We start from the raw sequence: 13,210 nt of genomic DNA, 5'->3' as shown, positions 1-13,210 counted from the left end.
CCACAGTTCATTTGCCACCGTAATGCGTCTGGCGTGAACTCAAAGTAAATCCGGATCCAGATCCCGGCAGAGTGGATCGAGCGTGGTGAAAACGATAAGTTGTGCGTCCTTGGCCGGAAGCTCCCAGGTGATGAAGTAATGCGCGGCGGCGATTTTCCCTTGAAGCAGGGCCAGACGCGGACCGCGAGCATCGGCCAGCAACCGCGATGCCGTCAGGGCCTGATCCAACCAAAGCCAAGCAACGACGGCATGCCCCATCGCATCCAGCAGCAGATAGGCATTGGCCAGCGCCAGGTCCATGTCGGTGCGCGCGGCCGCACCGGCGGCATGGATGGCGGGTGCAAACTTCGACCAACGCGTTGCGAGGATATCGGCCAGTGGCGCGAGGGCGTCATCACTGCGGGCGGCGGCAAGCGTGGTTTCGACGCGCGCGGTCAGCAGGGCGAATGCACGGCCGCCGGCCGCCAGTAATTTTCGGCCAAGCAGGTCCATGGCTTGGATGCCATTGGTGCCTTCGTGGATGGCGTTGATGCGGTTCTCGCGCCAGAGGCGTTCGACCGGAAAATCGCGCGTATAGCCGGCGCCGCCGTGCACTTGAATCGCGATGGAGTTCGCTTCCAGGGCATAATCCGATGGCCAGGCCTTCACGATCGGCGTCAGAAGATCGACCAGCGCCTGGGATTCGGCCGCTTCCGCGCCACCGGACTTCGCCTCATCAACAAGGCGGGCGGCATAAAGACACAGTGCCAATCCACCTTCAACATAACTCTTGGCGCGCAGAAGCATGCGGCGGACATCGGCATGCGCGATGATCGGAATCATCGGCGAAGACGCATCACGCTCGCCTACGGCCCTGCCCTGGCGGCGCTCCTTGGCATAAGCTAGCGCCGCCCGGTAACCGGCATAGCCGCCCATGGTGGCGCCGATGCCGACGCCGATGCGGGCCTCATTCATCATCACAAACATGCCGCGCAGGCCATCGTGCGGTGCGCCGACCAGCTCCCCGATGCATTCCTCGGGTTCACCGAAGCCGAGCAGGCAGTTGACCTGGCCGTGCGTTCCAAGCTTGTGGTTCAATCCAAGCAGGGTGACACCGTTGCGCGTGCCCGCATTGCCATCGGCATCAACATGCAGACGCGGCACGATGAACAGCGAAATGCCCTTGCTGCCCGCAGGGCCACCCGGAATCTTGGCCAGAACCAGATGTACGATGTTGTCCGAAATTTCATGATCGCCGCTGCTGATCCACATTTTGTTTCCGCGCAGGGCATAACGTCCGTCTGGAAGCGGCTCGGCGATGGTGCGGATGTCGGCCAGGCTGGAACCGGCCTGGGGTTCCGAAAGGCACATGGTTCCGTACCAGCGGCCATCAACCATCGGCGGGAGATAACGACGCTTCTGGTCTTCGCTGCCGACCTCGCGGATCAGATTGGCGGCAGCCTTGGAGAGGAATGCATAGCCGTTGGTTGCGACATTGGCGCAGGAAAAGATACCTCCGATTGTCGCCACCAGCGTGTACGGAAGGCCAAGCCCACCCTCATCCAGCGGAGTTCCCATGCCGAAAAATCCGGCATCGCGGTAGGCAGCCAATGCCTGTGCGATTTCCGGCATCAGCTGGACGCGACCGTCCTTGAACTGCGGGGGATTGGCATCGGATTTGGCGGCATGCGGAAGGAACTCCGCTTCGGCCAGAGCCAGTGCGGCATCAAGCATGGCCTGCATGGTATCGGTATCGACATGCGCAAATTCAGGAATTGCGGACAGGTTCTCCGCATGCAGCCAGTCGAACAGAAGAAAGTGCAGATCATCGCGGGGTGGCAGCATCGGAATTCATCCAGTCAAGATAAGGAGGGGCTTGGCATCAGGGTAAGGAATTGCAGGGCTCAGTCACTGAGGTATTTCCGGTGGGCGAAGGCCGACATGATCAGTCCGAATCCGGCCAACAGCGAGACCGCTGAGGTGCCGCCGTAGCTGATCAGCGGCATCGGCACACCGACCACTGGCAGGAAACCGGCAACCATACCGCCGTTGACCATGATGTAGATGAAGAAGGTCAATGCCAGGGTACCGGCCAACAGGCGTGAATAGGTATCTTTGGACTGCATCGCCATCCAGAGACAACGCGCGATGACAAAGAAGTACAGCGCCATCGCCAGCAGCACGCCGAGCCAGCCCCATTCTTCGGAAAACACCGAGAAGGCGAAGTCAGTCGTATGCTCCGGCAGGAAGTCGAGCGCTGCCTGGGTGCTTTCTCCCCAGCCCTTGCCGCTGAAACCGCCGGATCCGATCGCGATTTTGGATTGGATGATGTTCCATCCCGCGCCCTGCGGGGCGCTTTCCGGATTCAGAAACACCATGATGCGGTCCTTCTGGTACGGCATCAGAAATTGGTAGCCGACGGGAACCGCAATGGCAGCCATACCCATCGCAATCAAAATACGCCGCCATTGCAACCCGGCCAGAAACAGGGCGAAGCCTCCCGATGCGGCGACCAGCATTCCCGTACCGAAATCAGGCTGCTTCACGATCAGCAACACCGGCAGCCCGACGATGACGGCACTGACCGCCAGCGTCTTCCAGCTTGGCGGCAATGTTTCACGGTGAAGATACCAGGCCAGCATCATCGGCACGCTCAACTTCAGTAGCTCGCCCGGCTGCAGATAGAACACACCGAGATCTAGCCAGAGATTGGCGCTGCGGCCGCTGCCGAAAATGAACACCAAGGGCATCAACGACAGCGTGCCGGCATAGATCCAGGGCGTCCAGGACCGCAGCGTGGCGGGCGTGGTATTGGCCAGAAGCAGCAAAGCGATCGAACCCAGCAAGAAGCGCGCACCCTGCGCCAGCACCGCATGCAGCGCATCGTCACCGGCGCTGGACTGCACCAGCAGACTGACCGTCATCAGTGCGAGCAAAGCCGCCATCAGCGGGGCATCGACGCGCGACAGCAGACGTGCGATGAAATCACGGAATCCGGCGAGCAGTTCAATCATTGGCTATCTCCGGAACCGCTGGTTCAGGCTTAGGCAGCAGGTAGGCATCCATCATCTTGCGCGCGATCGGTCCGGCCGTGCTGGCGCCGTAGCCGCCATGCTCGACCACCACCACCACCGCGATTTTCGGATTATCCGCCGGTGCAAAACCGATGAACAGCGCCTGATGTCTCAGATGAAGGGGCAGACTGCGGGGATCCATGCTGACATTTCCGCGACGGCTGATTTTCTGCACGGTCCCGGTTTTTCCGGCAATGCGATAGGGCGAGCCCAGGGCAATCGCCCACCCGGTTCCCTTTCGGGTATGCATGGTCGCCTCCATGCCGATACGGATGGCCTGCAACTGCGCAGCGGTGGCACCGATGGATGTCGACGGCGGTGCCGGTAGCGGCCGCCACGCTTGATTCAATCCGGTACGGGTGGCTTGCACCAACCGCAGTGGTATGCGACGCCCGCCATTGGCAAGACTGGCCGTGCCTTGCGCCAGTTGCAAGGGAGTAACCACCCAATAGCCTTGGCCGATTCCGGCAATCACGGTTTCACCCAGATACCAGGGCTGATTGAATCGCTTGCGCTTCCATTCGGGTGACGGCAAGATACCCGGAACTTCGCCGACCAAATCGATGCCGGTCGGCTGCCCGAATCCGTAACGGCGCATATAGGCATCGAATTTCGCGATACCCATGTCCACTGCCAATCTGTAGTAGTAGGTGTTTACCGATTCGGCGATAGAGGCATACAAATCAACAGTGCCATGTCCGCCGGCATGCGAATCCCGGTATCCGCGGCGTTGTCCCGGAATGAAGAACTCGCCACTGGAATACACGGTGTCTTCCGGTGTGCGCATGCCGGACTCGAGACCTGCCAGTGCCACAAAAGGCTTGATGGTCGAGCCCGGCGGCGTTCCGCCACGGACATTGCGGTTGAACAGCGGCCGCGAGGGATCGGTGGAGAGCGCGGTATAGTCCACGGTCGAAATGCTGTTGACGAAAAGATTGGTATTGAACGATGGCAGACTGACCATCGCCAATACCCCGCCGGTATTGGGATCAACCGCCACCGCCGATCCGGTCAACTCGCCGAAGGCGGCTACCGTGGCTTTCTGCAAATCAGCATCGATACTGAGCTTGAGATCGGTACCGGCCTGGGATGTATGCCGTTTGAGTACGCCGAGGGAGCGGCCGCGCGCATTGGTTTCGACTTCTTCGTAACCGATGGTGCCGCGCAACTGTTCTTCGTAGGCGCGCTCGAGACCGGTCTTTCCGGTATGCGTCAGTACCGAATAGCGCTCATCACCCATCGCTTTCAAATCCGCCTCATCCAGTCGGGCAACATATCCGATGACATGCGCGAACAGATCATCGTACAGATAGCGTCGTGTCAGATAAGGCACCACCTCGACACCCGGAAACCGGAATCGGTTCACCGAAAAGCGCGCCACTTCTTCTTCACTGAGGCGCAGCTTCACCGTGATCGGCAGGAATTTACGGGAACTGTCCATGGCACGGCGGAACCGGCGCAGATCATCCTTCGACAATACGATCAGCCCGCCTAACTGCAGCAGCGTGGCATCGATGTCTTCGACCTGTTCCGGCGTGAGTTCCAGCCGGTAAGCGGACACGTTGTCGGTCAACAAGTTTCCTTTACTGTCATATATCAGCCCGCGTGCGGGCATGGTCGGTTTGAGGCGGACGCGGTTGCTGTCGGCTTGCTCGCGGTATTCATCGAAACGCAGGACCTGGAGATTGAAATAGCCAAACAACATGGCGGTCATAACCGCCGCAACCAGCAGCATGGTCACGAAGGCCCGCTGCCGGAACAGCTCGGCCTCGAAATAGATGTTCTTGATCGTCGCAGACATCCTCAGCGGCCACGATTCTGCAGGCGCAGATTATCCAGCAGCATGTAGAGCCAAGGCCAGATTAGAAATGCCAAAATTGGCGAGCCCCAGATTTCCGCCTGCACCATCGGAACGCCTTGCGACAGGCGCATCAGCCAAAGCGCAGCGAGATCGGCATAAAGCATCAGCATCAAGAAGCCCGATTGCTGCCAAACCGGATAAAAACGGAACCGGCTACGCATCAGATGCAGGATTCCGGCTATCAGAAGCAATCGCAAGGCATGTTCGCCGAGCATGGAAAAACTGGCCAGATCCAGCAGCAGACCGATCAGGAATACGCGGCCAAGTCCCATTTTCTGGGGCGTTTCAAGAACCCAATAGGCAACAACCAACGAGAGCAGAAAAGGACGGAGCGCGGAAATCCAATCCGGAAACGGAAGCACCATGAACAGGAACGCCGCGACCAAACTCAGCCAACGCAGCATGGGAGTATCGCGCCGGATCACGGCTTGCTCCCCGTGGCTTGATCCGGCGCAGTGGTCTGGGCTATCGGAGCCGTACCGGACGACACAGAGGAAAGGACATCAAGAAGAAGCAGATGTCTGCCATAACGGGGCCGGGCGAACGGCTGTACCTGTGCGCTGATGAAGGTCAATGCCGGATCCTGCCGGAAGGCTTTGACCTGGCCGACCGGAATCCCTGAAGGGAAGCGTCCGCCGATGCCGGATGTCAGCAGGATATCACCCGCCTTAACATCATCACTCGGTGTAAGGTTGGCCAGTGAGAGACTGTTGTCACTACCCTGACCGAACAGCACGCTGCGGAAACCCGAGCGTGCGACCATGACGGGTACTGCATGGTCGGCATCGGTGATTCCGATGACGACCGCACTTGATGGATAGACTTCAGCGACCTGCCCAACCAATCCATTGGCATCGATCAACACTTGGCCGACACGGACATTCTCGCGCGCACCTTTGCTGATGACAAATCGTTTCTGCGACGGATCCGGATTGATGTTCAGCAATTCAACCACGCGGGCCGTCGGAGCCAGACGCTGGCGCCCCATAAGCAGTTTGCGTAACTGTGCATTTTCCGACTGGACAGCCAGCATCTGCTGTAATGCAAGATCGGTTTTGAGCTTTTCCTTTTCGAGCACATCGATACGTTTTTGCAGGCTGTCATTGGTGCTCAATGCCGCGACCCCACCCTGCCAGAGCGCTTGCGGTCGCGATGCCAGCCACCACACCGGCGATGCCAATACACTGGTCCGACTGCGGATTTCACTACTAATGGAAAAACGCGCATCAATCGCCATCAGGCATAAAGCCGCGACGGTATAAAAAAGAATCGGCAGCCAGGCGCTGAGGCCGCTGCCGATCCGAAGGGAGTGGCGGTTATCCGATGCCACGGATCATTCGCGTGTCGAGAATTCGCCGCCGCCGTGCATGTCGATGAGATCCAGGGCCTTTCCGCCACCGCGGGCGACGCAGGTCAGCGGATCGTCGGCAACGTGGACATACAGACCGGTTTTGTCGGAAATCAATTTGTCGATGTCGGTCAGCAGTGCGCCACCGCCGGTCAATACAATGCCGCGTTCGGTCATATCGGAACAAAGCTCCGGCGGTGTCTGTTCCAACGCCAGTTTGATCGAGCTAACGATGCCGGAGAGCGGTTCACGCAAGGCTTCCAGAACATCGTTCGAATTCAGGACGATTTCGCGCGGCACGCCTTCGGCCAGATTCCGGCCTGAGATGCGCATCTCTTTGACATCCTGCTGCGGGAAGGCACAACCGATTTCAAGCTTGATCTTTTCCGCAGTGGCATCGCCGATTAGCGTTCCACGGGTGCGGCGTACATGATTCATGATGGCCTCGTCGAAACGGTCGCCACCGATTTTGACCGACTGCGCATATACGATGCCGTTGAGCGATATCACGGCAATCTCGGTGGTGCCGCCGCCGATATCGATGACCATCGAACCGCGCGCCTCGGCAACCGGAATACCGGCACCGATGGCGGCTGCCATCGGCTCTTCAATGATGAACACATCACGGGCACCGGCTTCGAGCGCAGACTCCTTGATCGCACGGCGTTCGACCTGGGTCGATCCACAGGGCACGCAGATCAGCACGCGCGGACTCGGGCGCAGGAAGCGCGAGGTATGCACTTTACGGATGAAGTGTTTGAGCATTTCTTCGGTGTAGGTGAAATCGGCGATGACGCCGTCTTTCATCGGACGCACCACCGTGAGATTACCCGGAGTCCGTCCCAGCATCTGCTTGGCATCGACGCCGACGGCGGCCACGGTATGCGAATGGTGGCCGCTGCGGTTAGTGCGGATGGCAACCACCGACGGCTCATTCAGGACGATGCCCTGGCCACGCACATAGATCAGGGTGTTGGCTGTTCCAAGATCGATGGACAGATCGTTCGAAAAGAGACCGCGGAGATTTTTAAACATCGTGGAAAGCCTTATTTAATGGGGATTGATGCGAGTCAATAGGATACCGTTTCCGGCCTGCCGGGACAAGCAATCCTTGCTTCATGTTTCCTTGAAATTCAGACAGATGCCTGCCAATCGGGTAAAATGACGGACCTTATGGATTTCAGGGATTTACGATGTCTCGTGCGCTGATCTGCGGTTCCCTGGCCTTTGACACCATCATGGTGTTCCAGGACCAGTTCAAGAACCACATCCTGCCCGACAAGGTGCATATCCTCAACGTCTCGTTTTTCGTGCCGCGCATGCGCCGCGAGTTCGGGGGCTGCGCCGGCAATATCGCCTACAACCTGATCCTGCTGGGCGGCAGGCCGGTTCCGATGGCGACCGTCGGCCAGGATTTCGAGACCTACCGGGAGCATTTCGAGCATTGCGGCATCCCGCTGACCCACGTCAAGGTGGTTCCCGACCTGTACACCGCTCAGGCCTTCATCACCACCGATCTCGACGACAACCAGATCACCGCCTTCCACCCCGGCGCGATGATGCGCTCCTTCGAGAACCATGTGAAGGATGTGCCCGATGTCGGTTTCGGTATCGTCGGGCCGGACAGCTACGAAGCCATGCTGCAGAATTGCAGGGAATTCAACGAGTCAGGCATTCCGTTCATCTTCGATCCGGGCCAGGCCATGCCGCTGTTCAATGGCGATGAGCTGAAACAGATGATCGAGCAGGCGACCTACGTCACCGTGAATGATTACGAATCACTGCTGATGAGCGACAAGACCGGGCTGAGCACGGCTGAAATCAGCAGCCGCGTGCAAGGCTACATCATCACCCGCGGCGACAAAGGCTCGGAAATCCATACCGCAGCGGGCATGATGCAGATTCCCGCCGCCAACGCCATCCGCGTGGTCGATCCGACCGGCTGCGGCGATGCCTACCGTGCCGGCCTGATTTTCGGGCTGATGAAGGGCATGGACATGGCCACCGCCGGCCGCATCGCCTCGCTGATGGGCGCACTCAAAATCGAGCATCTCGGCCCGCAGAACCAGCGCTTCAGCTACGCCCAGTTCGCCATGCAGTTCAAACAGCAGTTCGGATACGCTCTCGACTGAGCGGCGCTGCATTCGGCCAAAGAAAAACCCCCGGCATGCCGGGGGTTTTCCGTTTCAGCCTGGAACGATCAGAATTCCTGCGAGAATCGCAGACCGATGGTGCGTGGCTGGGCGGCCACGGTGTACACCTGGCCGTCCGGATATTCCGGAACAAGACCTGATGCACCGCAGACGGTGATAGCACACATGGTGAAGCGGTTGAACTCAGCACGCTCGTCGAACAGATTCTTGACGTACAGATTCAGCGTCCAACTGTCCTTACGGATGCCGGCCGAGAGATCGAACATGGTGTACGAGGGCATATCGCCCAGAATCTCGCGCTCAACAATCCGGAGATCGCTGGTGCGGCGTCCTTCATACACCACCGAACCCTGGATGAAGGGCTCGTAGCCGTTCCAGTCGAAGGTGTAACGCGCGTTCAGATTGCCTTTGAACTCGGCGGTGACCGGCAGACGCGTACCCGTGGGCGCTTCCGGATCGGCGCAATCCGTCACCGGATTGCCGTCTTCATCGGTGAAACCGCAGTAGTTCTCGGTCAGCTTGGCATCGTAAAACGCCACACCGGCGCTGAACTGCAGGTTATAGGTCGCGGCGAAGTTAACATCCATTTCCAAGCCATCGATACGGGCCTGGTTGGCGTTCTTTATCTCCGTCAGACCGTTCTGGCCGAGAATGGTGAACTGGAAGTCCTTCCATTCCTGACGGAACAAAGCGCCGTTGAAGGTCAAGCGGTTGTCCATCCAGCTGGTTTTCCAACCGAGTTCCCAGTTGGTCAGGTAGTCGGCCTGGTACGGCGGCAGGGTGGCACGGCGGTTGATGCCTCCGGGGCGGTACCCTTCCGACCAGGTGCCGTAAATCAGCTTGCTGTCATCCAGTTTGTAGGTAATGTTGAACTTGCCGAGCGTACCGTTTTCCTTGGTGGTTTTACCCAGGCTGCCATCCGGATCAACGATGAATTCACAAGGTGCGCCGTTGAATTTCGGCCAATCGGCCGGATTGGTGCTGCCCCAAACGAAAGCGCAGCCGGCTTCGCCATAACGCTGGTCGCCCGGTTTGCTGCCCTGACTCGAGAAACCCCGCGAGAAACCGAAGAAGCCGCGCAGACTGTTGTCATTCTCGAAATAGCGGAAGCCGGCAGTCGCGGTCAGCTTGTCAGTAAAATCGAAGCTGAACTCACCGAACACGGCCTTTTCGCTGTCACGGCGGTCCTGTTTGGTCAGCCAGATGGTGTCTTCCCATCCGGTCACTTCATAGCCGTCATACCAGTCGGCGATCATGTAGCGTTCCTGGATATCGCGGTACTGGTCGATCTGGAAATAACCACCGATGAAACGGAAGCGCTCGTCCTGCGGCGAGGAAATACGCAGTTCGTGGCTGCGCTTGGTCTGGTGACCTTCGCTCAAGGTGATCTGTGAAGGATTGATGTAATCGCCGTTGTTGTCGTAAGCATAGGCGCCATAGCCGGAGACGACGTCGTACCAGAAACCGTAATCGTTGTAATCGGATTCAGATTTTCCGTCACGGTCGAGCGTGGAGAACGCATAAACCAAATCGAAGTTGCCGATTTTACCGGTCACGGTCAAGGCGACCTGGGTAAATTTGTCTTCCATCGACTCGGGATAGTAACGCGAGATTTTCAGGTCGCCGACGACCGGATCAAACGCGAAGCTGCCGTTGGTGGTTTCTTTCTGGGTCATGATGCTCGGCATGATCGACCAGTTTTCGCCGAGATCGATTTTCAGGGCGGCTCGGGCACCGGTCGTATGCGAATCGTTGTAATCCTCTTCGACCAGACCGGCGTTGTCCATGGTGATGCCGGATGTCGGGAAAGTGCGTTCGTTATAGACGTTGTCGATCCAACCAGCTTCTCGTTTGTCCCAACCAACCACACGCAGCGCAGCAACATCCGAAAGCGGAATGTTGAGGAAACCCTCGAGAATATGGCCATCACCGCCGCCACTGACACTGTTCATCTCAAACGCATAACCGGCAGTAAAACCGCTGGAATCGGGCTTGTTGGTGATGATCTTGATGGTGCCCGACTGAGAGCTTGCACCGTACAAGGTGCCCTGCGGGCCGGCAAGCGCTTCCACGCGCTCGATGTCGTAGATGTGCGGTTCGATGGATCCGCCGACGCCGGTAACTGGCTGTTCATCAAGATAGATACCGACCGAGGGAGAAGGACCGGAGTGGTTGCCATCACCGCCACTGACTACGCCACGGATGTAAGGATCGGTACCGCCACCTTCGCCTTGGGTATAGGACAGGCTGGGCAGCAGTTTGGCATAATCATCGAAATCGTTGACGTTCATTTCGGTCAGCTTCTGCGTTCCAAGAACCTGAATGCTGATCGGCACTTCCTGCAGGTTTTCCGTGCGCTTCTGTGCAGTCACGGTCACCGTGTCGAGCGTAGCCTTTTTTTCTTCGGCAGCCTGGTCATCCGGGGCGGCCAAAGCTGCGGCACTGAGCGCCATATAGATTGCGGCAGTGAGCGGCAATCGCGACACCCTCAGCTTCGGCCTGATATTTTTATGTGTTTTCATTTACTCTCCCTTTCGTTGGTGTTGTACAGCTGTTTTATTGAAAACCGGGACTTCCGGGTACTGCGCGAGGACAGGACCCAATGCTTCCTGCAATGGGTCGAGCCAGGTTTCGTAATGACGCCAGTGATCGACGCCCTCCTTGTAAATCGGACGGCGCACCTGCTCGGAACTGGCGGTGCGCACCGGGCGGTCGTTTTCGAAGAAGCGCATACAGCCTTCTTCAAAGGGCAGGCCGCAATAGGCCAACAGGCGCCGGACTTCATTTTCGGTATCTTCGACCATGTTTTCGTAGTGCACGCGGTGGATGCTACCAGGCAGCACCTCATCGAAATGCGCCATCAGTTCGACATAGTCCCTATAGTAGCGGCCCATGTCATCGAGACTGTAACTGAAATTCTGGCCACGGGCAAAATGCTGCTTGAAATTGGAAAAGCAACAGGCCAGCGGATGCCGGCGCGCATCGATGATTTTGGCATTGGGCAGCATCAGCCGGATCAAGGCGATATGCGCGTAGTTGTTGGGCATCTTGTCGATGAACATCGGCGCGTCCGTACGGCGCTGGATACGGGTATTGTCGAGATAGCGACGGCCGTAGATGGCGGCCTGCTCGGCGGTCATTTCCGGAAGCATCGGGTAATAGGTGCCGGCCGAGGCATGATTCTGGCGACGGTACAGATCCTTGGTCACGGCAATGATGTCAGGCAGCTCCATGGTGCCCTCCACCTGCGAATGGCTGGACAGGATCTGCTCCAGTAGCGTCGAACCCGCACGCGGCATGCCGAGAATAAAGATGGGATCGGCATCGGCAACGCCGAAACCGGAACGTTCCCGGAAGAACGTCGCATCGAACAGGCGTTGGTTCTGGCGAAGTTTGAGCGTATTGCGGTCTGCGCTGTACTGGATCAGGCTCTTGCGAAGCCCGTTACCGCTGTCGTAATGATGGAAGGATTCTTCGTATTCAGACTGGTCTTCCAAGGCCTTGCCGAGGGCAAAATCGAAATGGAAGCGATCCTCTGCGGCAAGATCGTCACGACTGAGCTGTGACTGCATGGCTACAACGTCCTCGACACTGAACCGGAAGGTCTTCAGATTGGCAAGGCTCCAGTAGGCCTCCCCGTAATGCGGTTCGATGGCGATGCTGCGGCGATAGGCATCAACCGCCGCATCGGTACGGCCGGCAGTTTTCAGAGTATGGCCATAACTGTGCCAAATCCGCGAATAGCCCGGGTGCTCGGCGAGCACTTCCTCATACAATGCAATAGCGGCCTCGAAATCCCCGATCTTGCCCAAGGCCACGGCCTTGAGATTGCGGTAACTCATGTTGCGCGGTTCGCCCCGCAGCAGGATTTCGGTCTGCTCGAGCACTTTCGCGAAACGGTTGTTGCGGTTGAGGATGTACGAGTAGTTCTGGCGGGCGAAATTGAACCCCGGGGAAAGCTCAAGACAGCGTTCGAGCAACAACTCCGCATCCTGGTCACGACCGAGGCGTGCTGCGACTTCGGCCAGCATCCGAATCGCCGCGACATCGGTGGGATTTTCCTGCAGATAATCTTTCAAAGCCCTTTCGGCGACAGGAATATCGTTCTCGCTCATGGCGGCAGCGGCAGCCAACAGCCTCGGGTTGCCATCGGAATGACGCAGCTGCATGGCATAGGCCGCATCGGCGGCAACGGCATCGCCGTTGGCGGAATGGATATCGGCGATGGCCAGCCAGGCCTTCGGCGAGTCGGCTTTGAGTGCGACCGACTCACGCAGTGCAGCCAGTGCTTTGTCACCCATGCCCATGCGACGGTACAACTGACCGAGCTCGAGATGAACGGCGAACCATTGCGGCCGGAGCGTGCGAAGTCGCTGGAGCACCTTCTCCGCCGGCGCAAGATGTCCCTGCTTTGCCTTGGCAAGCGCATTGAGCAACAGCGCGTTCGGTTGCTCCGGCAGCACCTTCAGGATCTCATCGGTCTGCGCTTCTGCCATGCGTGGTTGATCCGCCAACAGTTTGGCGGCTTGCGACAGGGCGGCTTCCAATCCAGACGTTGGGTCCGGGACGGCTGACATCATGAACCTTAATCAATGTTAAACAATGATTAAAAATACCATAATTCGACCCGTCAATAGAGGTGTATCGGGCATTATTTCAGCCGGAATTCCAATAAAAAACCCCCGATCCATTGGATCGGGGGTTTAGGGTAAAGACCCTGGCGATGACCTACTCTTGCATGACAGAATCACACTACCATCGGCGCGGTTGCGTTTCACTTCCGTGTTCGGGATGG

General features: G+C 58.2%; 9 protein-coding genes. 1 reads left to right on the top strand and 8 read right to left on the bottom strand.

The genetic code is table 11. The annotated features are described in order from the left end of the window. Nucleotides 1-39: 39 nt before the first annotated feature. Genes ACIQ1A_RS01345 through ACIQ1A_RS01320 form a run of 6 tightly spaced genes read right to left on the bottom strand, consistent with a single transcriptional unit; the run spans nucleotide 40 to nucleotide 7,297 of the window. The gene (locus tag ACIQ1A_RS01345; protein ID WP_395769284.1) at nucleotides 40-1,824 is read right to left on the bottom strand and encodes an acyl-CoA dehydrogenase; all 1,785 of its coding nucleotides are present in this window, start codon (nucleotides 1,822-1,824) and stop codon (nucleotides 40-42) included. Between the two features lie 59 nt (nucleotides 1,825-1,883). Next, nucleotides 1,884-2,993, bottom strand: coding sequence for a rod shape-determining protein RodA (rodA, locus tag ACIQ1A_RS01340; RefSeq protein ID WP_395769283.1), 1,110 nt, complete (start codon nucleotides 2,991-2,993; stop codon nucleotides 1,884-1,886). Next, nucleotides 2,986-4,854, bottom strand: a complete 1,869-nt coding sequence (gene mrdA / locus ACIQ1A_RS01335; protein WP_395769282.1) for a penicillin-binding protein 2 — start codon at nucleotides 4,852-4,854, stop codon at nucleotides 2,986-2,988. The genes rodA and mrdA overlap by 8 nt, the downstream gene beginning before the upstream one ends. Before the next feature lie 2 nt (nucleotides 4,855-4,856). Continuing rightward, the gene (mreD, locus tag ACIQ1A_RS01330) at nucleotides 4,857-5,339 is read right to left on the bottom strand and encodes a rod shape-determining protein MreD (RefSeq protein ID WP_395769281.1); all 483 of its coding nucleotides are present in this window, start codon (nucleotides 5,337-5,339) and stop codon (nucleotides 4,857-4,859) included. Beyond that, a complete protein-coding gene (gene mreC / locus ACIQ1A_RS01325; RefSeq protein WP_395769280.1) occupies nucleotides 5,336-6,244 on the bottom strand; it encodes a rod shape-determining protein MreC in 909 nt (302 codons plus the stop codon). The genes mreD and mreC overlap by 4 nt, the downstream gene beginning before the upstream one ends. A gap of 3 nt (nucleotides 6,245-6,247) precedes the next feature. Then, a complete protein-coding gene (locus ACIQ1A_RS01320; RefSeq protein ID WP_395769279.1) occupies nucleotides 6,248-7,297 on the bottom strand; it encodes a rod shape-determining protein in 1,050 nt (349 codons plus the stop codon). A 158-nt stretch (nucleotides 7,298-7,455) separates the two neighbouring features. On the opposite strand from ACIQ1A_RS01320, the gene ACIQ1A_RS01315 reads away from it, so the two are divergent. Next, nucleotides 7,456-8,394 carry a carbohydrate kinase family protein gene (locus ACIQ1A_RS01315; protein ID WP_395769278.1) on the top strand — a complete coding sequence of 313 codons (939 nt, stop codon included), beginning with the start codon at nucleotides 7,456-7,458 and terminating at the stop codon, nucleotides 8,392-8,394. A gap of 68 nt (nucleotides 8,395-8,462) precedes the next feature. Here ACIQ1A_RS01315 and ACIQ1A_RS01310 read toward each other — a convergent pair whose 3' ends face one another. Together ACIQ1A_RS01310 and ACIQ1A_RS01305 are read right to left on the bottom strand one after the other, a co-directional pair. Next, nucleotides 8,463-10,937 carry a TonB-dependent receptor gene (locus ACIQ1A_RS01310; protein WP_395769277.1) on the bottom strand — a complete coding sequence of 825 codons (2,475 nt, stop codon included), beginning with the start codon at nucleotides 10,935-10,937 and terminating at the stop codon, nucleotides 8,463-8,465. After that, on the bottom strand, nucleotides 10,938-12,995 hold the full coding sequence (locus ACIQ1A_RS01305; RefSeq protein ID WP_395769276.1) for a tetratricopeptide repeat-containing sulfotransferase family protein: 2,058 nt from the start codon (nucleotides 12,993-12,995) through the stop codon (nucleotides 10,938-10,940). Between the last annotated feature and the right edge of the window lie 215 nt (nucleotides 12,996-13,210).

Origin of the sequence: Arenimonas sp. (assembly GCF_044353605.1) — a bacterium.
Lineage (GTDB): Bacteria > Pseudomonadota > Gammaproteobacteria > Xanthomonadales > Xanthomonadaceae > Arenimonas.
The sequence above is the reverse complement of the archived record's forward strand: the minus strand, read 5'-3'. Positions and strand labels throughout refer to the sequence as shown.